The 24,336-nt window shown below is 32.5% G+C and carries 20 protein-coding genes and 3 pseudogenes; 8 read left to right on the forward strand and 15 right to left on the reverse strand.

From position 1 onward, the window contains the following. The first annotated feature begins 88 nt into the window (after positions 1–88). Entirely contained in the window at positions 89–940 is an 852-nt protein-coding gene (locus MHH42_RS15585; RefSeq protein WP_340893566.1) for a chemotaxis protein, read from the forward strand. Positions 941–2,119: 1,179 nt separating this feature from the next. On the opposite strand, the gene MHH42_RS15590 is transcribed toward MHH42_RS15585, so the two are convergent. The 5 genes and pseudogenes from MHH42_RS15590 to MHH42_RS15610 all read right to left on the reverse strand — a co-directional run. After that, positions 2,120–2,611: a DUF6262 family protein gene (locus MHH42_RS15590; RefSeq protein ID WP_340893567.1), complete on the reverse strand. Its 492-nt coding sequence runs from the start codon at positions 2,609–2,611 to the stop codon at positions 2,120–2,122. A 34-nt stretch (positions 2,612–2,645) separates the two neighbouring features. Beyond that, entirely contained in the window at positions 2,646–4,271 is a 1,626-nt protein-coding gene (locus MHH42_RS15595) for a tyrosine-type recombinase/integrase (protein ID WP_340893569.1), read from the reverse strand. Further along, positions 4,243–6,471 (reverse strand): tyrosine-type recombinase/integrase, encoded by a 2,229-nt coding sequence (locus MHH42_RS15600; RefSeq protein ID WP_340893570.1) that lies wholly within the window; start codon positions 6,469–6,471, stop codon positions 4,243–4,245. The genes MHH42_RS15595 and MHH42_RS15600 overlap by 29 nt, the downstream gene beginning before the upstream one ends. Positions 6,472–6,480: 9 nt before the next feature. Next, positions 6,481–7,629 carry a tyrosine-type recombinase/integrase gene (locus tag MHH42_RS15605; RefSeq protein WP_340893572.1) on the reverse strand — a complete coding sequence of 383 codons (1,149 nt, stop codon included), beginning with the start codon at positions 7,627–7,629 and terminating at the stop codon, positions 6,481–6,483. Between the two features lie 140 nt (positions 7,630–7,769). Then, positions 7,770–8,111, reverse strand: a pseudogene (locus MHH42_RS15610) (Y-family DNA polymerase); the annotation flags it as partial. A 713-nt stretch (positions 8,112–8,824) separates the two neighbouring features. Between MHH42_RS15610 and MHH42_RS15615 the strand changes: the two are divergent. Next, positions 8,825–9,244 carry a DUF1259 domain-containing protein gene (locus tag MHH42_RS15615; RefSeq protein ID WP_001178953.1) on the forward strand — a complete coding sequence of 140 codons (420 nt, stop codon included), beginning with the start codon at positions 8,825–8,827 and terminating at the stop codon, positions 9,242–9,244. A 205-nt stretch (positions 9,245–9,449) separates the two neighbouring features. Here MHH42_RS15615 and MHH42_RS15620 read toward each other — a convergent pair. The 3 genes and pseudogenes from MHH42_RS15620 to MHH42_RS15630 form a co-directional block, all read right to left on the reverse strand. After that, positions 9,450–9,722 (reverse strand): annotated as a pseudogene (locus tag MHH42_RS15620) (M15 family metallopeptidase); the annotation flags it as partial. A 179-nt stretch (positions 9,723–9,901) separates the two neighbouring features. Next, positions 9,902–11,491 (reverse strand): bifunctional metallophosphatase/5'-nucleotidase, encoded by a 1,590-nt coding sequence (locus MHH42_RS15625; RefSeq protein ID WP_340893575.1) that lies wholly within the window; start codon positions 11,489–11,491, stop codon positions 9,902–9,904. Positions 11,492–11,936: 445 nt separating this feature from the next. Further along, the gene (locus MHH42_RS15630) at positions 11,937–12,773 is read right to left on the reverse strand and encodes an alpha/beta fold hydrolase (protein ID WP_070173435.1); all 837 of its coding nucleotides are present in this window, start codon (positions 12,771–12,773) and stop codon (positions 11,937–11,939) included. A 512-nt stretch (positions 12,774–13,285) separates the two neighbouring features. Here MHH42_RS15630 and ycaC point away from each other — a divergent pair. The 4 genes from ycaC to MHH42_RS15650 all read left to right on the forward strand — a co-directional run bounded on the left by ycaC (position 13,286) and on the right by MHH42_RS15650 (position 17,194). After that, on the forward strand, positions 13,286–13,930 hold the full coding sequence (gene ycaC / locus MHH42_RS15635) for an isochorismate family cysteine hydrolase YcaC (protein WP_000131223.1): 645 nt from the start codon (positions 13,286–13,288) through the stop codon (positions 13,928–13,930). 180 nt (positions 13,931–14,110) lie between these two features. Beyond that, the gene (locus MHH42_RS15640) at positions 14,111–14,755 is read left to right on the forward strand and encodes a hydrolase (RefSeq protein ID WP_340893577.1); all 645 of its coding nucleotides are present in this window, start codon (positions 14,111–14,113) and stop codon (positions 14,753–14,755) included. Beyond that, positions 14,752–15,345: an antibiotic biosynthesis monooxygenase gene (locus tag MHH42_RS15645; RefSeq protein WP_070173437.1), complete on the forward strand. Its 594-nt coding sequence runs from the start codon at positions 14,752–14,754 to the stop codon at positions 15,343–15,345. Before MHH42_RS15640 ends, MHH42_RS15645 begins: the two co-directional genes overlap by 4 nt. A 13-nt stretch (positions 15,346–15,358) precedes the next feature. After that, positions 15,359–17,194: an amidohydrolase gene (locus MHH42_RS15650; RefSeq protein WP_340893579.1), complete on the forward strand. Its 1,836-nt coding sequence runs from the start codon at positions 15,359–15,361 to the stop codon at positions 17,192–17,194. Between the two features lie 296 nt (positions 17,195–17,490). Here the strand turns inward: MHH42_RS15650 and MHH42_RS15655 are convergent, their stop codons facing one another. From MHH42_RS15655 to MHH42_RS15680, 6 genes and pseudogenes are all read right to left on the reverse strand, one after another. Further along, positions 17,491–18,369 carry a LysR family transcriptional regulator gene (locus MHH42_RS15655; protein ID WP_000423209.1) on the reverse strand — a complete coding sequence of 293 codons (879 nt, stop codon included), beginning with the start codon at positions 18,367–18,369 and terminating at the stop codon, positions 17,491–17,493. Positions 18,370–18,593: 224 nt separating this feature from the next. Next, positions 18,594–19,063 (reverse strand): annotated as a pseudogene (locus tag MHH42_RS15660) (MarR family winged helix-turn-helix transcriptional regulator). A 427-nt stretch (positions 19,064–19,490) separates the two neighbouring features. Then, on the reverse strand, positions 19,491–20,441 hold the full coding sequence (locus MHH42_RS15665; protein ID WP_340893580.1) for a magnesium transporter CorA family protein: 951 nt from the start codon (positions 20,439–20,441) through the stop codon (positions 19,491–19,493). A 305-nt stretch (positions 20,442–20,746) separates the two neighbouring features. Then, positions 20,747–21,772, reverse strand: a complete 1,026-nt coding sequence (locus MHH42_RS15670; protein ID WP_001257274.1) for a ParM/StbA family protein — start codon at positions 21,770–21,772, stop codon at positions 20,747–20,749. A 35-nt stretch (positions 21,773–21,807) separates the two neighbouring features. Further along, the gene (locus MHH42_RS15675; RefSeq protein ID WP_000683231.1) at positions 21,808–22,209 is read right to left on the reverse strand and encodes a hypothetical protein; all 402 of its coding nucleotides are present in this window, start codon (positions 22,207–22,209) and stop codon (positions 21,808–21,810) included. A gap of 86 nt (positions 22,210–22,295) precedes the next feature. Then, entirely contained in the window at positions 22,296–22,682 is a 387-nt protein-coding gene (locus MHH42_RS15680) for a general stress protein (protein WP_000549418.1), read from the reverse strand. Between the two features lie 118 nt (positions 22,683–22,800). Here MHH42_RS15680 and MHH42_RS15685 point away from each other — a divergent pair, with 118 nt between their 5' ends. Together MHH42_RS15685 and MHH42_RS15690 are read left to right on the forward strand one after the other, a co-directional pair. After that, positions 22,801–22,956: a hypothetical protein gene (locus MHH42_RS15685; RefSeq protein ID WP_002093610.1), complete on the forward strand. Its 156-nt coding sequence runs from the start codon at positions 22,801–22,803 to the stop codon at positions 22,954–22,956. A 212-nt stretch (positions 22,957–23,168) separates the two neighbouring features. Further along, positions 23,169–23,534 carry a YxeA family protein gene (locus MHH42_RS15690; protein ID WP_000714081.1) on the forward strand — a complete coding sequence of 122 codons (366 nt, stop codon included), beginning with the start codon at positions 23,169–23,171 and terminating at the stop codon, positions 23,532–23,534. Positions 23,535–23,580: 46 nt separating this feature from the next. Here MHH42_RS15690 and MHH42_RS15695 read toward each other — a convergent pair whose 3' ends face one another. Then, positions 23,581–24,291, reverse strand: a complete 711-nt coding sequence (locus tag MHH42_RS15695; RefSeq protein WP_000758850.1) for an alpha/beta hydrolase — start codon at positions 24,289–24,291, stop codon at positions 23,581–23,583. Positions 24,292–24,336 lie beyond the last annotated feature (45 nt).

The following is a 24,336-nucleotide window of genomic DNA, read 5'->3' on the forward strand; positions in this document are numbered from 1 at the left end:
TTAATGTATAAAAAGTAGTTGAAGTGGCAAGGTATAAACAGCTTTTACATAATGAAATAATATTATCATCGCTATAGGAGTGATTTTCTTGTCAAAAATTGCAGTAGCAATAATTCATGGAATCGGAGAACAAAAACCTGAATTTGCAGATAAAATGATTACATTGATTAAAGATAAATTTCAAAAAGAGATTAGCAAGCTAACTGATGAACCAGATTTAGAATTGGTGGTTCAGCCTATATTTTGGTCTGAACTCTTTGCCGAAAGAGAAAATGAGCTTTTTCAAAAAATTGTGTTAGATGAAAATTTACATTTCAATGATTTACGAAGATTTGTTATTAATTATTTAGGTGATGCAATTGCATATCAACCTGTAGAAACAGCAAAACATAATTATGAAAGAGTCCATAATAAAGTAAAAGAAAGTCTTAATGAACTTAGTAACAAAGCAGGTGAAACTGCTCCACTTTGTATTATTTCTCATAGCCTAGGTTCTGTTATTGCTAGTAACTATTTCTATGATTTACAGTTTAAACAAAACTCTCAGGATTCAAAAATAGAAAGGTTATCACCTTTAGAAAAGGGGGAAACATTAACGTTGTTTTATACATTAGGCACAACACTACCGCTTTGGAGCTTAAGGTACCATGACTTTAATCATCCTATTAATATTCCTTCTCCAAAACTTAATGATTTTTATACTGGATTAAGGGGAGAATGGATAAATTTTTATGATAAAGATGACGTATTAGGGTATCCATTAAAAAGGGTTGATAAAAGTTATGAAATAGCTGTAACAGAAGATAAAGAAATTAATGTAGGTAATTTAATGACAAGTTGGAATCCATTGTCTCATCATGCATATTTTTTAGATAATGATGTAATTAAATTAATTGTAGAATCTTTAGTGCGAACATGGAAACACATTAATGGTAAATAGGGTTCTGAAGCAATACTTGAAGACTCTTAACATATACACAACGACATAAGTTTAATGTTAGCGTAAATAAAAGATGATGCTTGTATGAAACAATCGTCGTATATTTTTTGTTATAGACAAATCCCTTCCAAATTTCATTCTTTTCTTCATTTTATAAGGAAGTCTTTTGAGTGATTACTTAAAGAAGAGGGTATCGCTGATTCAGTTTTTTATTTATTCTTGCATGAAGGATAAGTGATACCTCACCGAGTAAAATTTCATTTCATGGCTTTCCATCGTAGAATGTAAATAAATCAGTAGAAGGTGGTTGTCTAAAGTGAAATGCACTTGGTTTCTCTACGGGTTCATCTTGTATTTTTTTACATTTCTCTTATCAAATGCGAATTGAACTCTTTGCAGCATAATCTGTGTCGCAATAATAGTAAAGAACCATGGGGATCAAAGTATAGGAAGCAAGGGAACGGAAATAGAGTTCGATTAATCCTGACCATTCATTACTTACTAAATCGAATTAATCCTCAAAGAGAAGTAGCGTCCCTCCAAATTATAATTCTAAAACGCCAAAATGAGAAAAATAATTAAAGTTTGTATAAACTGCTACATGACGACAATGATTAAGACAGGAAAAATATTTGGAAATATGCGTTTGATGACTAGGTTTAATTTTTACCATTTTAATTATGTACTGTTAACCTACTTGCTTCCAAATGAGCATGATGCAGTAGCTAACGATGCAAAAATGCTTTAACAGCTATACATCAAATTAAAGTGATTATTAATATTTAAAATTAAAGTATTGCTAGATTTTTTTGTTATTTAATAACAAAAAAGCCCATATTTCCGATTGATTGTAATTATATATTTAAAGTTAATGGTCTATTTCTAAATCCTGTCTACCCATGGATTTAAAATGTCTTTTAAAACAAGGAGCCTTTGTTCGTCATTAAAAGAAGATATAAAATTAGATTTTGACTCTAACTTTTTTTGGCCATTGGTAGTTATGACTTTTATCCCCTTCTGACTTTTGATAATTTTTATATTATTCATTTATTAAATGAAAGTTCCTCCGTCCGAAATCCTTGATTAATTAAATTCTGTAAATTTTCTTGTGTAATTCTAGTATTCATATAATCTTTTTTATACGCTAAAATACTGGAATATTCCCTAACATCCAAATGTTCATTCATTATCTATTAATTCATTAATCTCTATTCCTCTAACATGAAGCGCTCTTAACACTTTTAAATATTTATATAAAATTTTTTCATTTTCTTTCTTTTGCTCCTCATACTCATTTATAAACACTCGACTTCTAGATGTTTCCAGTTCTAATTTCTTCTGAAGATTACTCATCTGTGTTTCTGCTTTTTCTAAATGTTTATTGACGCGTTGCACCTCTTTTTCTAACTCTGCAACTTTTCTATTGTGTTGTATTTTACTTATCATATTATCCGAATGAAAAGATAGTCCTATCCAATGCTGATCCCATATCGTCCTTAAATGTGGTTTATAAATAGCTGTTTTGCTTAATCCTGTCATTTCTATAATTTTTTCGGGTCGAATAATTACAGATTCACCTTCTAAATCTTTTAAGGTCTGAATAGCCCACCTTACTTTTTCAATGGATTCGTGTCGTTTCTTCTCTTGATACTGCATAAGTCCTGTATTCATTTTATCCCCTCTATCTTCCAGCAAATTTTACATTTTATTTATCTATGCCACCTGTTTGATACTGCTCTATACCTTTTTCACATATCTCAATTATTCTTTCTAAATAGCTAATGTTTCGTATAGCATTCTCTAATTGAGAGGCTCTTCTTGTATCCGTACCAATTCTTTCTATGACAGCTTGCCAGTATTCATGTTCTTTTTTGTAATCATCATAATAATCGGCTCTTGGAATAAACCATTCACATGCATAACATTCAAAAAATATAGAAGTTCCCTTAGGGTTACATCCAGATATATCACCGCATATTCCAACACCTTTTTTCCCATTTGCTTCCCATGTTAAATATTTGTTTAAATCCTTTGATAAGAAGTTTATTGTTTGGGTATCAAGATTCATAATTCTTCCTTTAAATGATACTGCATTATTTTCTATGCCTTTTAGTTCTCCTATATTTAAATGGACTTCTTTTTGTCTCTCTTTCAATTGATGTAAGTAATGAGAGGGCATGTTAATATTTTTATGTCCCGTTAACTTAACTATTTGCTCCATGGTGTAACCGACTGGATACATTCTATCTGTAACTGCATTATGTCTAAACTGGTGCGAAGTTACAGTATATGGATTTCCATTTTCATCAACAATTCCAATAATTGTAGCTAGGCTTTTTAAGTACCTATTCATTGCAATATTGTCTAAATTTCTTACAAATTTATATCTCTTATCATATCTAATATCCACACTACCACTACCATCATTATGTAGTGTCAAATATCTTCCAATGAACAAATAATCTTTTTGGTCTCCATCATTTAAATGATAATTTTCCAACAGTTTTTCAGTTTGTAATTTTAATTGTTTGATTAGATCCACCACAAATTTACCATGCCCAGAATAGATAACAGGAATCGCTTTCATTTCAGGATTATAATACCCGCCATTTTGCTTAAACGTAGGAATACTAATTGTATATTCACTATAAAAAGCTTTTAAACAATCCCTTTTCATACTTAATATTTCAGTTCCTCTGTTTGGAAATGATCTTATTAACCAGTAAAACGTACGGAATTCTAAAGGAATATTAACATTCATATTCTTCATTGCTCTATCCATCATTTGAATAGCATTAAGAGGAACAATCTTATTTTTTTGATTATGAACTTGTTTAAAAGGATTTATAGATTTCGTCGGAACAGTATGAGGTAGTTCCGGAAACCCTTTAAGACTTTTAAAAAAATCACTAATTGCTCTATAGAGTGCACTTTTATGATTTGGCTTGTAACTATTATCAATACTAATTGCATATTCATATGCATTAATAATATCTCTACGTATATTTCTCAAGGAAACTCCTGGATAGTTTTCATGTAAAAAATCTATAAAAACTGCAATATAATATACTTTTTGCTGAATACCAAAAACAGAATGAGTTTTAATCAATGCATAATACTTTAATAAACTTTTATAAGGCTCATTGAACTTATGAAATCTTACTACATAGTATGATTTTGCTCTTGAATCTCTATGCTTATGACGGTAATACCAAACATCATCTGCAAAATCAAAATCTCCTAATTGTGAGATTTTTTCTATAAGTCTTCGTCTTAGAGTGCCATCATATAATGGATCTGTACTAGTTATGGAGATACTGTTTTTGTTCATCTTCTGATAACCTCTCTTTTATAAACTTTTCTAGTTTCTGAACTGTATCATCATATGTTTTTAATAAACTTATCTCCGCTTGATATTCTCTATAATCTTTCCACTCACCAATATTATTTTCAATCATAACTTTTTCCCATTCATCTAAATAGCTTTGTTGTTCGCTATATAGCTTTTTCCACATTTCCAACTTTTGCGGACCTGTTATCAACATCTTGCATCCTACACATTTTTTCTTGTGACATGGACCAAATGATACATGTTTTATACAAGTTCCGTGTCCTTCAGGTGTACTTCTAGATCCCATCATAATTTCATCCTTTAAATGTTTTAGTTCTGATGGACTATATATATTCTTAATATCTGAATCTAAATTATCGAACGCAACATTGAAATATTCAGCATCTAATTTCGCAATTTTCATAAGTTCAATGTCATGATAATGTTTCATAGTAGCTTTTGAATCTAAATGAGTTAACCAATCACTGACCTCTTCTACTGTTGCACCATTTGTGAATAAATTAACTGCTACAGTTTTTCTACATTGATGATGGGTATATTTCCATAATAAACCATTCCGATCGCGTATACTGTATTTATGAATTAATTTATTAATCGCTCGCGCTATTTCTGTACCAGAATACAGTTTGATTCCCTTTTTTGTATTCTTTAAAAATATTCTATTTTCTCCACTAATTTTTCTTAACTCTCTTGTATCTTCAATTTGCTGATTAATAATTTTTATCAAACTCGCATCACTAATAGGAAGATAATGATAATCTTCAAGGCCATGCTTTCTTCTATACTTTAAAGTCTTATGAGGAATAAATTTAAGATAATAAATTTTATCTTTAGCGTCATAAATAAGGCACTCTTCTTTTAAATTAATAACTTCATTAATTCTAATTCCCGTGTTCATCATAATAACCCATGCATATTGCACAAATGGAGCTAGCTCACTTAATTTTTCTTTTAATGCATTTATAACTTCTTCAGGGATATAGGTAACGCTTTCAGAAAATGCATCCACGTTATGTAAAATCATCGTCCTAAAAGGATTTTCTATATAACTTTTCCCCTTCTTTTTAACCATCCAATCAAATAATAGTCTACATTCAGAAATACAGCTTTGTATTGTTTTAATATTATAGTTCATGCCTGTTTTGCCATGGATTTTTTGTAAAATATCAATAATTTGTTGCACTTGAATTACCTCTATATCTAATAAGGATGAGTATTTATTGTATTGCATTTTATGCAATGCAGCTCCTAACATTTGAATATGCCTAAATCTTCTAGCAACTCCCCTTACATTCTCTCCCATTTGTATATAACTATGTATATATTCTTTCAACTCTACTTTTACTATACCGTGTAAAAATGTCCAATCCAATTTTCTAATCATTGGAATTTGTATGTTTATATCAACAATTATCCAAATATCATCAGAGAAAGAATATCTGTGTGTTTTCAATTTTTCTATTAAATAAGATTCTAGTTGTTGAAATATTGGTTGCATAAAATATCGAAAATCTATATTGTTCATAACAAGTGAATTAATATCACTAATTCCTAATGCAAAAGCTCCAAACTTTTTTCTATTAAAACATAAGTGTTCATCTATATATACCTTTCCAATTCGAATTAGATAATTAGAAGAAACTTCTTTCAAGTCAGTGTATAAAGGTTGTCTTCTTATATAATCTGGAAATGAATTTAAAATCCTTTTAACACCTTTTATTCGTAGATCAACTAAGGCATTTTTCAAATCATTTTTTAGTTGAGTATAAAATACTTCTACACTCTCTTTTATAATATGATGCCGGTTTCCAGTATGGACATATTCTTCAATTAAAAACTCAATAATTCCTTGCTTACTAATCACCTTTTCCTGGGAATAAAAATCTTTACAAATCTCCTTCAAGAGAGCTGAGAATTCATTATAAAAAACCTTTTCTGCAATCTTCAATACATTATTTGCTAGTAATGGACTCCTTATGACACATTTAAATAATTTTATATCGGTGCTTTTCAATGCACACTCTACATCATCCACTAGAACCTCCAGATACTCCATAGGGATAAAACCTGGATCATCTACATATAATTTTTTTGACCAATACAGTTTAATTTCATAACCGTTAATTTCGTAAACACCCTGTACTGGTGATATGTCTCTTAGTACTTTTACATTAGCCATTGTTCGCTCCTATTCATCACTCTGATTGACTACTATAGTTTTAATCTTATCCATTACTTTTTTTCTCTGCTTCTTCGTGTATCCTTTCTCATATACTTTTAAACTTCTCACACTAGACCAACCTAATTCTTCTAATATTAACCCCTCTGTCACACCTAATTCTGGATGTTCTCTCATAATCTCAACTAATTCTTGGGCTCTGGTGCTTCTTCCACTATGTGTTCTAATTTCAGAACGTTCCATACCAGCTTTTTCAGCAGCATTTTTTAAAATGTGTAAGAAGTTACGTGCTTTTAATGGTTCTCCTTTATACTTTCCTTTGTGATTTAGGAATAAATATTCACTATAATAAATATCTGATTTTCTTCGTTCATTTTCTTTGTATACTTGTATTTGTTTAGAAAGAGTTTCATATATCGGTACCTCTCTTTCTTTTGTTTTCGCTTTAGCATAATTTTTAATATTGTCTCTTTTTATTATTGAAAGCCAATTATTATGAGGGTCAAAATCCTCTAACCTTAAACCCAATATTTCACCGATTCTCATACCAGTTTCGATACTAATTTGGAAAATAAGTTTATCTCGTACAGTTGGTAAAAAATCAAAAATACTTTCTTTCTCTTCTTCGCTGTACCATTTTAGATGATTTCTTTTTTGCTTGTAAGTTAATCTACTCAAAATTGTCTTTTCTACATCAAACTCCCATATCTGTCCGTATAAAAATTTTGTTTCTTTCCATTCATTATTTTTTATATTGTTACCTCCGTAGGGAATGGGATTATGTATATTCATATTATCCTCTAGCCAATAGTAAAAACCTTTTAGAACACTTAGGTTCATTTTCACAGCTGTGTAGGTCATATTCGTATCAACATTTAAAACTTTTCCGCCCAATCCTAAAAGATGCTTCACATACTCTTCTATTATTCCTTGTCTCGTCACATCTTTATAGTGGATATTTATCATTTTTAAATATCTAAGATACCGTAATAAAGTATACGCATATCTCTCTCCTGTTAAATAACTATTTATTGAAACAAAATCAAGCCATAAACATACTTCTGGTACAGGGATACCATCCTCTACAATTAAATATCTTAAAACTTCTCCATTACTAGCTTTTTTTACTTTTAATCCATACATATTTTCATGTTTCATCCTACAATTCTCACCTCATTTGCTATATTTAATAAATAGTGTACCAAAAATTTTCTAGTACACTATTAAAATACATTCTTTCTAAGCCATAAATAAAAAAAGTAAACCATTGTCTTTGGTTTACTTTAGCATAACAGAACATCGATACTATATTGATGAAAATCTTCCGGCGCAACATATTGCAAAGCTAAACTAGTTATGAAAGTTGAACATTTCATATACGTATGCATAATCGGATTTACAATAATAATATCTGGCCGCTTCGGTATTTCGTACAACCTTGCCATTTTCTTAATCCCTAACGCTTTTAATGGCGGTGTTACTGCTAATACGATTGATCCACTCCGATTTACATCTCCTACGACAGCCAATTTTGTATAACGTGGATCCAGTCCTTTTTTAATACATGACACACTTGCATAGAAGCTACGAAGGTCTACACAAAGAATAATACGATTCGGTAAAAGAGAATAATCATACAAGGTTATCACCCCTAATAAGGAACATTTGTTCTTATTATATACGAACTAATGTTCTTTTAAAAGGTATTTCTATGAAAATTTTGGTTAAAATAACCGTAATTTAATAATTTGTTTAAGAAAAACATAAGGAATTCCCTTCTATATTCATAAGAGGTTTTTTCTATACTTAAAAATATAAATAGATACAAGGAGAAACAACTGAATTCTTCGTGAATAAGCAAGGTATTTTAGAACCCATTCTTTTGTATTCAAAAAAGTCTTGTTTTTAAATAGATGTGTTCATAGTAGCAATATACTTATATAAGAAAGACTTATTTCGAAAAAAATACTATTTAGCAGTACTTTTTTATAGAAAATAAAATATTATTGGTTATTTTCTCACCGTTGTTTTTCTAGTTTTATCATTCAAATTTAGACACATATTTATCTAACCTACATAGACTAAAAGCGTATAATTGCATACTTTATAGATTTTTTATAACAATATCTCGAACGGACTATCATGAATCATAAATTTAATAACTCGAATATACTAATCATTTTCGATTAAATTCTAAATATTTAAATAATACAACGTGCATTTCTTTTAAAATAATCATTGAATAAATTAAAATTATAGCCTGTATTTTGAATGTTGAAGAAAGATTGTTTATCTGTATTTCATCAATCAAATCTCTAATTACATAATTTTGTACGAGAAAGGGATTGAATTTATGCAAAATTTCAATTTCATTTGTGAACAATTTGCTACAATACTTAAAGGGAAAAGTAAAATAAGTCAAGGTGGTTGTTCGGTGTCTTTTCACCGCGATTTTAGGGTACTTGTTCAAGGAAAACCGAGTACCTATGTAGTACCCGTCGGAGTAAGTTTTGAATCGTTGGATCAAAATGGTAATGCATTAAATTTAGGCGAAATCGCTATTCTACAAGAAGAGACTCCTGCATTTATGAAATCAATTGTACAACAAGGAATTATTGTAAGTGCTTTACATAATCACTGGCTGTACATGAATCCCTTAATTATGTATATTCATATCCAATCTGTAGAGCCTCCATTACATTTTGCACAAAAGTTAGCCAATTCTTTTTTGTCCTTAAGTAGTTATCCTATCACTAATAATGAGGGGCAATAATTTGTGTTTGGGATATATTTGCACATTACACTTTTCATATGTACGAACATAATAAACTCATTTCACTTAGTGCTCAAAAGAAAAAACTGCCTATCAAATTTTTAGATAGGCAGTTTTTCAATCTATTAAAATAAAGTACCCTACTATTTTATAAAATACTATTCTCCAAACAAAAAATACAGATTTCCAATTCACTTTAGCCTTCTTATCTCATATATTCCCCTAAAGTTAGTTTTTCCTTGTATATTTTTTCAGCATCATCCCCTACATAGCGAATGTGCCAAGGTTCATACGCATAACCAATTACATTCTCTTTTTCCTTTGGATAGCGAATAATAAATCCTGCACGATGCACATTTTCTTTCAGCCATTTCCCTTCCTTCGTCTTAGCAAATGATAACTCTAGTTCATTATTTATACTTTTAACATCCATCGTTAAGCCTGTTTGATGTTCGCTATGTCCCGTTTTTTCAAAAAAGACTCCCTGTACGTCCAGGATATCAACTTTTGTTTATTTCAATTTTTTTCGGCACTCTGCATCTAGACGGTATACCCATTGGCCACAGTTAGACTATTTCAAATCAAAAAAATAGATTACCTGTACACTAAAAAGTATAGCGCACAGGTAATCTAGTTGTTTTTGAGATTAATAAAAAACTAATTTATTTTTTGAATTCTTCCATCAATAATAGACTGAATTGGTTCTTTTGATTTTTTTATATAATCTACTAGTGCTTCAAAATCGGTTGGTCCTGTTTCAGCATCTTTACCGTTTTTAAAGGATACAAATCCATCTCCACCTGAAGCTAGAAATGCGTTCGCAACGACGCTGTAAGTTTTAGAAGGAATGATTTCTTCTCCATTTGTTAAGCGAATACTTTTTACTTTTTCTCCATTAGGCTTATTCGCATCCCAAGTGTATTGGATCCCTGAAATTTGAAGCATTCTTGTTATATCTTTTTGCCATTGTTGATTTAAAATATCACGAATGTCTTGACCTGTTAAATTTACTTTTATTAATTGATTTCCGAATGGTTGAATACCATATATCTCTCCCCATGTAATATCACCAGCATCTAAGTCATTACGAATACCACCAGGATTCATAAGTGCAATTGGGGATTGCATTGTTGCACGCTGGGCATCAGCAACCAAATTTCCAAGAGTAGATTCACCAGCCTTATTGAGTTTGCGATCTAGTGGAGCAATAGACTTACCTACAACTTCATTAACAAGAGGTGCGATTTTTGCTTGATATTTCTCCATCTTCTTCTTTATTTTTTTATCAGGCTCCATGCCTTCATGGTAAGTTGTAACAATTTCTGCTTTTTTCTCAACAATATCTTGTGTCTTACGATCAATCTTTACATCAACATCAGCAAAAGCCATACCATAAGAATTTGCTTGTACGACAAGTTTATTATTAACAGTTCCATTTACATAAGTGTGGCTATGCCCACCAAAAATAACATCGACTTCCGGATCAGTCTCATTTGCTAATCGGACGATATCACCATTTGTTACGCCGTTCCCATCTGTTGTACCTCCGTTATGTGCAAGAACAACGATAGATTTAACGCCTAGTTTTTTTAATTGCTTTACGGATTTGTTAATAGCTTCAACTTCATCTGTAATTTCTACATTCTTTAGCATAGTAGGCATAACAAGGTTAGGAACATCCGTTGTTACGACTCCGATAAAGCCAACAGGAACTCCTTGTACCTTTTTTATAGTGAATGGTGGTAAAAATAAACGACCGGTGGATTTATTATAGAAATTCGCAGCAACATATGGGAATTTTGCTCCTTTAAAATCCCCTGTTTTCTCATGGTATCCACCATAAATAAGGCGATGCATTTCCTCAACACCTTCATCAAATTCATGATTTCCTATCGTTCCAACATCGAATTTCAAATCATTTAGAAATTCAATTGTAGGTTCGTCTTGTAATAATGCTGAAACAGGAGTACTTGCTCCAACAACATCTCCAGCATGTACCTTTAATGTATTTGGATTTTGTTTTTCACGATCACGTAAATAAGCCCCTAAGTACTCAATTCCCCCTGCATCTTTATTGTTAATTTTTTTTACAGTGTCTAGTTGCCCATGAAAATCGTTAATACCGAGCATTTGTACATCTATGTAGCGGTTTTGTTCTGTACTTGCTTGGATTGAAGGCGCAGCAAATACACTAGTAAAAGTAACTGTACTTAATGCTAAAGCAACTGGAATGATTTTTTTCAACATAAAATTTCTCTCCCCTAATTAAAATCTGACATAATACGATGTTATTTTAATATATTAAGAGAATTATTTCTACAAAAATTCTACTAATTATAAAAATTAATAAGATTTTATTGTTTTCTGACAAAACGTTTCTTTGTTTTGAGGATTATTCAAAATATTATCTTGATAGTAATATATCAATACATCTAAGAGACCTAAAAAAAAACTCTAATCAATAAATTTTAGCTGTTAAGAAGATTATTCAATTCGAAATTAATGAGTATTTTTCATGCTAACGTCTCAATATCAAAATTTAAAAATAAGTAGAAATTTCGTAATGGATGATTACAGTGGTGCACTACTCCCGCATTTAAAAAGATGCTCCTGGATTTATCCAAGAGCATCTTTTATAAAACTTTATTTTTACTTGTTTATAATTTATCAATTAACAATTATATAGTTGTAATCAGTCCTTTAAAAATAACAGGAGTGCTTCATTAAATTCTTTGGCATGCGTTGCATTTAGCCCATGTGGACCACCCTTTATTAACGTTACTTTAGAATTAGGAATTGCTTCATGTGTTAATTTCCCACTATATTCAAATGGTACAGTTGCATCTGAATCACCATGAATAATAAGGGTAGGTATATTAACCTTAGCTAAATCGCCTCTGAAGTCTGTTTTGCTGAAAGCAGCGATACAATCTAATGTTCCTTTAGGCGATGCACCCGCAGCGATATCCCTATTGTAAAGTCGAAATGGTTCACTAACTAAGTCAGTTCGATCTCCAGCAGCAAAAAATCCTTTCGTAAACTCATCAAGGAATGCTAGGCGATCACTTTTTACTCCATTTTCAAATTCTTGAATTGCTACATCATCTAATACACCCTCAGGATGATCTGCTGACTTGTAAAGGAATGGTGGTACAGCTCCTGCAAATACAGCCTTCTCTACTCTATTAGTTCCATATTTTCCAATATACCGGGCTACCTCGCCTCCACCCATAGAAAAACCAACAAGTGTGACATTTTGAAGCTCTAACTGTTCTAATAGTTGATGTAAATCAGAAGTAAAGGTATCATATTCATACCCTTCCCACGGCTGAGATGATTGTCCAAAACCTCGACGATCATATGTTATAACTCTGTATCCAGCCTCAACAAGAGCGGGAACTTGGTATTCCCAAGATCGACCGCTTAACGGCCAACCATGAATGAGTACAACTGGTTTTCCTGTGCCATGATCCTCATAATATATCTCAATTGGTGCTTGATTTTCGGTTCCTACAGTAATTTTTGCCATTCTTCTACCTCCAAAAATATTCTAATATATTCTTTTCTTCAATAATCCGGATGAATCTCATAGCCTATTTATGCATGTTTATGTTGTGAACTCTATGCATGAAACTCTACTGTTCCGATGAATTCATTTTCTGTTTATGGACAATTCTCCATCTCCTACCTTTTTCATCACGAAGTATTTGCTGAACATTCCTCCTATTCAATTCTAATAACAAAAATAGATGACTATCAATATCGTTCTATCTATAGAATGTATAGGTAAAATCAATCTATTTTATAGTGAAAACAACTATAGTTACGACCTATACCAATTATAGATAATTTAGAATTGATTAACGAATCAGTTTTCAAATACTATAAATTTGTATAGCACTTCATGTTCTGTGAATGGTGCTATAACTAATATTATTGGTCAGCTTAGTTATAAACGAATCGTAACAAACGAAGAAACTTATGATAGTATTCGACTATTTAACTTTTCTTCGATTACTTAATTTTTAGGAGGAATACATAATGACTGATCTCTATTCTCGTATTAACAAAGATGATGCTGTCGTGCTTTTAGTAGATCATCAAACTGGTCTTATGTCCGGACTAGTACGTGACTATGGTGTTGATGAATTTAAGAACAATGTTTTAGCTCTTGCTCACACTGCTAAATTTTTTGATTTACCAGTTATTTTAACAACAAGCTTTGAAAACGGACCTAACGGACCTTTAATGCAAGAATTGGTTGATCTCTTTCCTCACGCACAAAAAATAGCTCGACCTGGACAAATTAACGCATGGGATAATGATGATTTTGTAAAAGCAATCGAAGAAACTGGAAAGAAGCAACTTATCATCGCGGGCGTAGTTACGGACGTTTGTGTTACTTTCCCGGCACTTTCCGCTATAAAAGCTGGATATGAAGTATTTGCTGTTACTGATGCTTCGGGAACTTTCAGTAAACAAGTTGCAGATGCTGCAAATACTCGCATGGCACATAGTGGCGTGCAACTTATGAACTGGTTTAGCGTAGCTTGCGAATTACAACGCGATTGGCGCAACGATGTCGAAGGTTTTGGCAATTTGCTTGCTAGTAATCTTCCAGGCTATCAAAATATAATTGGAAGCTATATGGGCGCGCAGCGAGATCTTAGTAAACAAAATGCATAAATGTATTTCAAAGAAATGACTTTAAATCACTTTCAAAAAAATAGATAGTATACATTTAGTGCTGATTAAATCAGCACTCTCTTTTTAATTAAAAGGTATAGCAAAATTTTTTTTACGATTACAGTTTTAATTAACAGAAAATACATTATTTTCAACAATTTAAAAAAGGAGCGTTTTATTATGAGTAATTTAGAATTGTTAAATCCAGAGAACAGTACCTTAATTTTAATTGATTTTCAGCCTCAAATGACTTTTGGAGTTGCAAGTATTGATAGACAAACATTGATTAATAACGTTATGTTGCTTGCTAAATCAGCAAAAACTTTTAACGTACCTACTATTCTTACTACAGTTGAGACACGTAGCTTTTCTGGTTATTTTTGGCCACAAATTCTTGACATATTCCCAAACCATGAAATTATAGAACGCAGTTCAATGAATTCTTGGGAAGATCCAAAATTTGTTGAGGCAGTTAAAGCAACAGGTAGAAAGAAATTAATATTTGCAGCACTTTGGACTGAAGTTTGCCTTGCATTCCCTGTGCTTGAAGCAATGAAAGTTGGCTATGAGGTGTATGCAGTTGATGATGCTTCAGGTGGTACTAGTTTGACAGCACATAACGCTGCTATGCGTCGTGTGGAACAAGCTGGTGCAATTCCAGTGACAGCAATTCAAGTTTTACTTGAATACCAACGTGACTGGGCACACAAAGATACTTATGATGCTGTAATGGAGATTGTAAAGGAACACACTGGTGCTTATGGTCAAGGTGTAGAATACGCATATACTATGGTGCATGGTGCGCTTCCAAGCAGGAAAATATGAAACAAGAAGGAGTAGCTGTCGAAGAGACTTATACAGGGAACGCGATGGATGCTGCCGATCCATTAACAACGATTGTTACATGGGAAATTCAACAGGGTAAAGAAAAACAGTTTGAAACATGGAGACATGAAATCGAAGCTGCCGCTACTAAATTCCCAGGGCATTTAGGTGTAAATCTAATAGTCCCAAATAACGAATTCAGAGAGTATACTGTTATTTTTCGCTTTGATACGTATGAGCATCTACGTGCTTGGCAAGAATCAGATATTCGCCGAGATTTGTTAAAAACGGCAGAACAATTTCAAGTTACTAATCCAAGTTATAAAACTGAAAGCAGTTTGGCTTATTGGTTTGTTACTCCGAAAACGCCAGTCCCACCGCAAAAATGGAAAATGTCTATCGTTACCCTTCTGGGTGTATGGCCTCTTAGCATGTTAGTTCCTAAATTGATAGGACCTATCATAAAACATATGAATCCTATTATGTCCGCTTTTTTTGTTTCTGTATGTATAGTGTCCTTGCTATCATGGGTAGTTATGCCGATTTTCGGTAAATTATTTCATCCATGGTTACAAAATAATAGGAAGTAGACGAGGTGTGAATATGAATTTACCGGATATGATCTTATATAACGGAAAAATTACTACCCTTGATCCCTCTCAACCTGAGGTATCTGCTATCGCCATAACTGATGGTTTAATAACTGCAATAGGTGGAGATGAGCTTCTTGATAGCGCCACAGAAAAAACAAAAAAAATAGACCTTAAAAGAAAAAGAGCTATTCCAGGTCTGAATGACTCTCATATACACGTTATTCGTGGCGGTCTTCATTATAATATGGAATTACGATGGGAAGGTGTGCCTTCAATTGCCATTGCTCTCGAAATGCTCAAAGAACAGGCAAGGCGTACACCTGCTCCTCAGTGGGTAAGAGTAGTTGGAGGTTGGTCTGAATTTCAATTTAAAGAGAGACGGATGCCAACTTTGGAAGAGGTTAATGCTGTTTCTGAAGACACACCTGTCTTTGTGCTACATCTTTACGATAGAGCACTTGTAAATCGTGCAGGGCTGCGTGCACTGGGATACACAAAAGATACCCCAGACCCTCCAGGTTGTTTAATTGAACGGGATAAACGAGGTAATCCAACGGGCCTTTTAATTGCAAATCCTAACGCTTCTATTCTTTATTCAAGTTTGGGTAAAGCTCCAATACTTAATTTTGACGACCAGATTAATTCAACTCGCCATTTTATGCGCGAATTAAATAGATTAGGTATTACAAGTGCCATTGACGCAGGTGGCGGTTTCCAAAATTATCCTGATGACTACAAAGTTGTTGAACATTTAGCTGAGAAGGAACAATTAACTTTGCGTATTGCTTATAATCTATTTACACAAAATCCAAATCATGAATATGAAGACTTTGCTTCATGGGCAAAAATTGTTTCTCCAGGTCAAGGAAATGATAAGTATAAAATGAATGGTGCTGGAGAAATGTTAGTATTCTCGGCAGCCGATTTTGAAAAATTTCAAATGCCACAGCCCGAACTAGCTACGATAATGGAAGCTGACTTAAAGAAAGTAATTTCTCTATTGGTAGAAAACCGTTGGCCATTCCGTTTACATGCAACTTATGACGAGTCAATCACACGATTCTTAAATGTATTTGAGGAAGTCAACAAAGAAATTCCTTTTAATGGTCTACGATGGTGGTTTGACCATGCAGAAACAATCTCAGATCGTAGTATGGAACGTGTTAAGGCTTTAAATGGCGGTATTGCTATCCAAGACCGCATGGCTTTTCAAGGTGAATACTTTGTTGATTTATACGGAAAGGAAGCTGCAAAGCGTACTCCTCCGATTTATCGTATGTTAGACCTAGGTATACCTGTTGGCGCAGGTAGTGATGCAACTAGGGTTTCCAGCTATAACCCTTGGGTCGCTCTTTACTGGATGGTTGCCGGAAAAACCATTGGTGGTCTTTCGATATACGACGAAAAAAATAAACTTGATAGAAAAGTAGCCCTGGAATTATATTCAAAAGGAAGTGCGTGGTTCTCTGGTGATGAAGGTAAAAAGGGAATCCTTGCAGTAGGTCAATTTGCTGATATTGCTGTATTGTCTGCTGACTACTTTACTGTGCCAGAAGAAGAAATCAAGAACCTTGAATCATTACTCACTATTATGGGTGGGCAGGTTGTTTATGGAAATGATGAATTTAAAAGGCTATCACCTGAATTGCCGCCAGCATCACCTAATTGGTCACCGACGGGAGTTTATGGTTATGGTGGTGCTAACCTAGCCCACACTCTACTTTCTCACGATGCCCATGATCACAAGTTACATAGTTGCAGTAACCCTCTCCATCAACACACTCATACCATAATAGGAAAAGATGGAACTAAATGGGGTATTGGTTGTACTTGCTTTGCTTTCTAAGTCAAAACCACCGGTATAATGCCCGGTGGTTTTCTTTATGCAATAAGAATATGTAAAAAGAAATAGCAGTATATCCCTAATGGAATCTATTACTATGCGATAAGACCGAAGAGTTAATTGATTAACTTGACTTGTTTTTAACAGCCTTCTCCCCTTAAGTAAAATTCCATGGTATTCCCTTTTGAAGCGACTACACCACACATATAAATCTACTTGCCCTTTAACTGTAATTTAGGTCTTATCCTAAGAATTATGTATCATTTTTAATTCCCACACTATAATCATTATTATTTCTATTATACTAATACTTTTTTAGGTTCATTTAACTTCTGCATAAAGATACGTGCTGCAAAACTTAAAAATTTATCATCAAAGTGAATAAGATTAATATCTTGACTTGGTGTTGGTTCAATAATACGAACTATGCTCAAAGTATCATTATTAACGAAGTTAACCAGTGAAAGAGGTATTATGGCAACCCCATGTCCATTGTATACAAGACTCAATAGAGAAATAGAAGATTTTGTTTCTATATTTGCTTCAGATAAAGATAACCCTAAACTCTCACAATATATTTTAATAGATTCACGACAACTACATGAAACCATTATTCTACTCAGTCCTACTAATTCTCGAAAAGAAACAAATGATGTTTCATTCAAAGGATGATTTTTTGGAATGGCAAGGACAAGCTCTTCGCTATACAAAAGGGTGCTTGTTAATGTGTCTGGAATTTGAGCACTACGCGTGATGCCTATATCAATATTTTTATCAACGATTTGATTTACAGCAACTTCAGATTCTATAATTTTTACTACGATGTTAGGATAATGTTGTTGAAACTTCATAATATAAGGTGTTAAATAGGTGAGATCCTCTAATAAACCTCCTATAGTAATTACACCTCTTTGTACACCCTTTAATTCAAAAATTTCATTATAAACGTCATCAAATTGTTGCATGATAAATTTTCCTTTATCAAATAGCAGCTTACCCGCTTCTGTCATTTTGATACCTCTTCCAACTCGATGAAACAAAGGTGTATCAAGTTCACCTTCTAACACACGGATTTGTTGACTTAAAGTCGGCTGTGAAATACCTAGAACTTCCGCAGCTTTAGTAAAACTATTATTATTACAAACTTGAATAAAATACTCTAAATGACGTAATTCCATTCTTGATACCCACTCTCCGCTTTATGAAAGATTTATAATGAAAAGGATAATATGTATACATTAATATAACAATCTCATTTCTCACTATACCACTTGAAATTATATGATTTATTAATTTTGTATTACAATATATTTACTACCACTTATTAATTTTTCCTCCTATTTATTTAATTTATATGTAATTAGGATATTACTAAACAGAAATAACCTCTAAAAACTCACAATTACTGTGCGTAATATCCTAACTTTTTCAACTGTTTAATTATCATTTTTTCTCAATATAGTCCAAACTACCAAATATTTGCCGAATCCCCTCTTTATGCTGAGGAAAAATAGTATCCAACAATCCAATACCTTCTGAAGTAATTGATGCATACGTGACACGGCGGTCTTTAGGACATAGTTTTCATCTCTTCTTTTCCCACCTATCCACTACATACGTGATACTACTACTTGCAAGTAATATTTTGTCTCCAATTTTTTGTATAGGCTGATCGCCTTTACTGTATAGTAGCTTAAGCACTGCAAATTCAGTTGGATTAAGTCCATAACTTTTTATATCCTCTTCAATACGCTTAGTGATTGACTGTAAATCCCTTGATAATATAACAAATAACTTTAAAGATAAGCTCTCATCGTTAATCACGCTTGTAATTACCAATCCTTTACAACTTATCTTGAATTCGAGATTCATTATATTATCGTCAAAATATTATGTCAATCATTCATTTTAACTATATCAAGCCACTTATAATTTATTTCTCAACATAAGACATATGGAATTTGAAGAAAACAATTGTTACTATATAAGTATCTCAATTACGTTATTTCTTTTAAAGAGAGCTTGTTTTCTAACGCAAGTTCTCTTTTGTTATATTCTAAATTGAATCCGGACAAATTTCAGATGATGAGTCTGCCCATGTATATGATATAGTTTTTAAACAAAGATTAGAGCCCTCCTTCGTGTAGGAGAGCCCTAATTTTTCATATGAATTTTCACCATTTTTATCATTGCGGAGACATCAAAAATTTAACTTGATGCGGATATGGCACTCCACCTATTAATAAATATTACTAACCATATATCTAGATTAATATCTATCATATTTTTATAAACAGGATTAATTAGATTTAAAGAAAGATTTCTTTTTCTTTACTCGTAATAAATCACCTGTCCATCCTTTGACTCGCATATACAAATACATACATCCTGTTGTGAAAATAATAAATAAGAGAGCGATTAAATAGCTATATTTCCATTCTAGTTCAGGCATGTATTTAAAATTCATCCCCCACAATGCTCCTAAGGCTGTCAAAGGCGTACTCACAGCAGTTAATACAGTAAGAGCTTTCATAATTTCATTCCCACGATGAGAAGAAACAACTTCTTGTAAATGAATCATCGTGTCTAATTCTTCTTGGTACTCTTTAACGAGTTGTAATCCACGCTCTAATTTTACGTGTGTTTGTTTATAACAAAGGGTGTTTGTTAGGTTTTCTAACCAAGCTTCTTTCAGGCCTTGTAACACTTCTTGTATTAAGCGAAACACGTGTGTGTTCATAAATAATTCATGACGAATATGATAAATTTTTTCTAAAACTGCTATGTTATTATGATGATAAAAATCCCATAATACATTTCTGAAATTGTTTTCGAAATAGTCAACCTTTCGTAAGTAGTGAGATATAAACATTGATAAGATAGCACATAATCCTTCAGCGGAACTATTACAATTTTTTACACTAAAAGAGGAATTATGTATTAATTTTTGAAAATCCTCTTCCTCTTTTTCTTGGACCGTTATCAGTATTCCATGAGCTACGAAATAATGAAGAAAGTTTTGAATTTTGGCGTCCTTTTTATCTTGATCATATAAAAACGAACCATATACACAAGTTTGACTTGGTGATAACGTATAAACATATAATCCATTTTCACAGGGAGAACTTATTTTCTTTACAAATTGAGAGAAATGAGATGTTACATCACGAAGGATTATAGAAGAAAGATTTTCAAGCTCACTAGTTTTCACATGATACCAACTCCATTTCGGCATTTTTAGGCATTCCATATTATTCTTCCTTTCTAAATAGTTTTATGTTTGATCGAATCATATCCGTAATATGAAATTTGTATGTAGGTATTCATGTCTTGGAGGAAAAGTTTTTTGATCAACTAAATTACAAAATAAATGGCATAGGAGGTCTTATTCTGTTAAAAGGAAGACCCCCTATATATTAGCTATTTTTATTCTCAATTTTAAACATTTCCTCTATACAAGCACTTTTTATCTTTTCTTATAAAGAATTTATTATATGTGGAAAAGAAGCAACATAATTTGGCACGTCCATTCAACGAACTCCATTTCGGTCGTTATTATAATTTAGATTCATATGCAGATTGATTGGTGATGTCCTCAAATACTTGACTTCCAATAATATAGTATCCATGAAGTGCAGCCTCTTTCGAAGCGTCTACCATACGGAAAGAAGAAATTTCACCTTGCATTTTTTCAATTCGTTTTTTGTGGAGATCTACTATTCCTCCTGTCCAAATAATAGTATCGTACTGTTCTAACTTAAATTGTTCTTGTAATACACGCATGACGTCTTGGAAGTGTGCATCCAACTCTTTTTGAATCAAAGTATGAACCTGTTTTGTCTGAGGATTTTCTTCTCGACATTCATATCTTTTTTCTAATATTTTTGGCATGTCGTTAATATGCAAGTGATTACTTTCACCCCCATGATTCTGCATGATATTCTTAATATTTTTCAAAGGCTTGCTACATCCTAGTTCTGTCTCATAATGATTTAAAATGACATTCTGTTTCATATCTGTCATTTCTAATGTACGAAATCCACCATCAATAATTAAGATACGATCTCGTTCCTGAATGATTCCCTCTTTTAAGAAATAGGCATGTAAAGCGACTGGTTGCTGAAGAATCAAAGCATTTTCCACCGTAATATTAATAAATTTCCCATCAATTTGCACGGAAGTTTCTTTTTTTAGTGCACGTTGTAATTGCTCATGCTGACTACCAAAACAAGTAACGGGAAGCCCGGTAACAACTAAAGGTAACACGACATTTTCTTTATAATCCTTTGCAATGCAACCAAATATTTGTTGTTTAAACCGTTCGCTTTCATAATAATTTTCTATTTCTTCGTCAAATGGAGGAAGAAATGATGCGTCAGATTGATGTGCTTCATTTCCCATGTAGTATGCAAAGTCTAAGTCTATAAAACTTACCTTTGTTAAATCTTCACTTTCAGCATGATTAGGTACAGGGGCTAGTGTGGAAGCTTCACTCTTAATCGTCACCTCAGAATCTACATCCTGTCGATATGCCCGCTTGGTAAAACCAATTCCTACATCAATCGCATACAGAGATCTCATACTTTTTTCCTCACTTTCTCTTTTTAGAATTAAATCTAAGCACTCTCTTCTTTCCCTTCTTTCATATATTTCTTTTCATTTTTCGTTTTTTCTCCATCTATGTCCTTACTATTTTCATTTATTTCGTAATCCTTTTCATCTTTTTTCTTTTTGTTATTTTCGTTTTCTGTTAAATCTTTAATGGTAGAAATGACAACCGGTGTGGCTGTAAGCAGTTGTGGTAATGTTTGTTTTGCAACATTAGCTGCAGTTACAGAGAATTTTTTACTTGTCTCAGTTACCTTCTCTAATGTTTCCTTTATGTTTCCTTCTTGTAGTTTGTCTTTTACGCTTTTTCCTGTTGTTTGTATAGCTTTCCGGTTTTCTTTTTTTAATAGGGAGACCATGACTCCGGTCGTAATCCCAATCACAGCATATTTAAATATCGTATGTTTCATTTTCCTCATCCTTCTCTACTTTTATTTTTTTCAATGCTACAACCTAAAATAATTACCTTACCTATTTATCAGATGTTGCCAATCTATTAGAGAGAATGATAGTTTTGCGGCTGCCTATCACTCGCCGTTGGTGTTTCAGCTGTTACTAGGAGTAAAATTCTCCCTTGATCTAGTTTTTCTTCATATAAGTTAACTTCCTCCTTCGACAACCCTATTTCCTCCATTTGATTTCGGAGTTCGTCCCCTTTTTGGGAGAAAAAGTTAATAATACTTATGCCCAATCCTTGTTCTTTTACTCCAATCGTATTTGTGTTTGTATCATCCGCAATCTTTTTTGTTAGATGTTTTTCATGTGTTAAGACGTAAATATCATCTTGGCGAATCCCTTGCAATTCTAGCTCTTTTACTTTCATAACTACTTCCTGTTCATTTTCAAATTCATGAACCACCGGTTTTCGTTCATTCTTATGCATGGTATTTTTCCTCCTTTAGATTTTTATTTTTTTATTTAGTTGTTATGTAATATGTAATACACCTATTTTAAAGATGTTAAACCTAAATTTTCGAAAAATTTCATACAATAGGTTATTAATGTTTTTGAATATCAAAGTGATGTCACGAGAACTTTGCTTTGATAAAAGTGTTACAAATAACGATTTATTTGGAAGGCAAGCCCTTTATTTTATAGAAAATTTCTATATAGAAAAAGTTACAAAAGGAGTACAAGATACTTTTTTCGGTAATTAAATCAAAAGAAAAATAAAAAACCAAATAACCTACCATCAAAAAATAAAGAAAACAGGTTATTTGGTTATTCATTCCGTAAGCTTAATGCTCAAGTTAGTCTTTTTTCACACGGTTAAACTTTATTAAGAAAACATTAAGGAATTTCCCTCTATATTCATAAGAATTTTTTCCTATACTTAAAAATAAGTAAATTAACAAAAGGAGAAACAATCATGAAGAAATTTTTACTTTGCATATTAGGAATAGGCCTCCTTATATACTTACTACCGTTCATATTACGCGGGGATTTGGACCGATTTAATCCACTTGCTGAAGAAAAACATGTATATGCCGTTGCGAAAGGGTATGGTGTTCCAGATTACCATCATAAAGGAAGAGCTATATACTCACTAAAAGGTATTGATGAATCCGGGAATGAGATAGAATATACAGTAGGAACAAACACTCCTAATGATTTTATAAGAAAAACGTACTTAAAGGTTCATGTGAAAGGCAAGTATGTCTATTCTTACGACGTTATTTCTGAAAAGGACATTCCGGAGAAACTAAGAGGGAAATTGGAGATAGAAGTTAAATAAAAGAGCCCACTCGTATGAGTTGGCTCTTTATTACCTCTCCCGTCTATCATTGTTTTAACAACCATTCTTCCATTACTTTAACTGTTTCATCTTGTTGTGCTTTTGACGTAATTAAGCTAGCATTATCACCTTTTTGCTCGCCATACATGCCGAAATTAGCATGATTCCCCCCTTTTATCATGTGCATAGTTGTATTCTTTGACATTAACTTTTTATTGTTCTCTATTTTTTCTACAGTTGCTAAAGCATCTACTTCTCCATAAATAGATAACATTGGAATCGATTTGGTAGAGAAATCATCTGCGGGATAAGAACCTAAGAAAATGATTCCGTCTACCTTTTCTTCATGCTGAAAAGCATATTTAGAAATCATAGCTCCGCCCATTGAATGCCCTGCAACATACCATTTCTGAACTTCAGGATACTGTTCCATTACACTGTCTACTGCATTGATTCCAAGTATCGCTAAATTTAATGGTAACTTAGGCATTACTACAAAATGCCCATCTTTTGCAAGAGCTTCTCCTAAATAACTATAAGCTTCAGCTTCTACTTTAGCTCCTTGATAAAAAATAACTCCTATTTTAGCATCTTTCTCTCCAAAAACTATATTCTCTTCATCTTTTTTATTATCTACTAGAGACAAAGCCTCTTTCGTTGGTTTATAAGTAAACTGAGACCAAGTCAAAAAAGTAATACTTCCGATAATTAAAATACCTAATACAGAGTACAGAACAATTTTTATCCATTTCTTCACATATATGACCTCCCTAATATGTGTATATTCTATACTTTAGATTAT

This window comes from Bacillus sp. FSL L8-0099, from assembly GCF_038006385.1.
GTDB classification, from domain to species: domain Bacteria; phylum Bacillota; class Bacilli; order Bacillales; family Bacillaceae_G; genus Bacillus_A; species Bacillus_A toyonensis.

What these genes read in the sequence shown, in the direction of transcription:
- MHH42_RS15590 (WP_340893567.1), bottom strand. Translation starts at nt 2,611, where the DNA reads ATGAATACAGGACTTATGCAGTATCAAGAGAAGAAACGACACGAATCC.
- MHH42_RS15595 (WP_340893569.1), bottom strand. Translation starts at nt 4,271, where the DNA reads ATGAACAAAAACAGTATCTCCATAACTAGTACAGATCCATTATATGAT.
- MHH42_RS15600 (WP_340893570.1), bottom strand. Translation starts at nt 6,471, where the DNA reads ATGGCTAATGTAAAAGTACTAAGAGACATATCACCAGTACAGGGTGTT.
- MHH42_RS15605 (WP_340893572.1), bottom strand. Translation starts at nt 7,629, where the DNA reads ATGAAACATGAAAATATGTATGGATTAAAAGTAAAAAAAGCTAGTAAT.
- MHH42_RS15615 (WP_001178953.1), top strand. Translation starts at nt 8,825, where the DNA reads ATGCAAAATTTCAATTTCATTTGTGAACAATTTGCTACAATACTTAAA.
- MHH42_RS15625 (WP_340893575.1), bottom strand. Translation starts at nt 11,491, where the DNA reads ATGTTGAAAAAAATCATTCCAGTTGCTTTAGCATTAAGTACAGTTACT.
- MHH42_RS15630 (WP_070173435.1), bottom strand. Translation starts at nt 12,773, where the DNA reads ATGGCAAAAATTACTGTAGGAACCGAAAATCAAGCACCAATTGAGATA.
- ycaC (WP_000131223.1), top strand. Translation starts at nt 13,286, where the DNA reads ATGACTGATCTCTATTCTCGTATTAACAAAGATGATGCTGTCGTGCTT.
- MHH42_RS15640 (WP_340893577.1), top strand. Translation starts at nt 14,111, where the DNA reads ATGAGTAATTTAGAATTGTTAAATCCAGAGAACAGTACCTTAATTTTA.
- MHH42_RS15645 (WP_070173437.1), top strand. Translation starts at nt 14,752, where the DNA reads ATGAAACAAGAAGGAGTAGCTGTCGAAGAGACTTATACAGGGAACGCG.
- MHH42_RS15650 (WP_340893579.1), top strand. Translation starts at nt 15,359, where the DNA reads ATGAATTTACCGGATATGATCTTATATAACGGAAAAATTACTACCCTT.
- MHH42_RS15655 (WP_000423209.1), bottom strand. Translation starts at nt 18,369, where the DNA reads ATGGAATTACGTCATTTAGAGTATTTTATTCAAGTTTGTAATAATAAT.
- MHH42_RS15665 (WP_340893580.1), bottom strand. Translation starts at nt 20,441, where the DNA reads ATGGAATGCCTAAAAATGCCGAAATGGAGTTGGTATCATGTGAAAACT.
- MHH42_RS15670 (WP_001257274.1), bottom strand. Translation starts at nt 21,772, where the DNA reads ATGAGATCTCTGTATGCGATTGATGTAGGAATTGGTTTTACCAAGCGG.
- MHH42_RS15675 (WP_000683231.1), bottom strand. Translation starts at nt 22,209, where the DNA reads ATGAAACATACGATATTTAAATATGCTGTGATTGGGATTACGACCGGA.
- MHH42_RS15680 (WP_000549418.1), bottom strand. Translation starts at nt 22,682, where the DNA reads ATGCATAAGAATGAACGAAAACCGGTGGTTCATGAATTTGAAAATGAA.
- MHH42_RS15685 (WP_002093610.1), top strand. Translation starts at nt 22,801, where the DNA reads ATGTTTTTGAATATCAAAGTGATGTCACGAGAACTTTGCTTTGATAAA.
- MHH42_RS15690 (WP_000714081.1), top strand. Translation starts at nt 23,169, where the DNA reads ATGAAGAAATTTTTACTTTGCATATTAGGAATAGGCCTCCTTATATAC.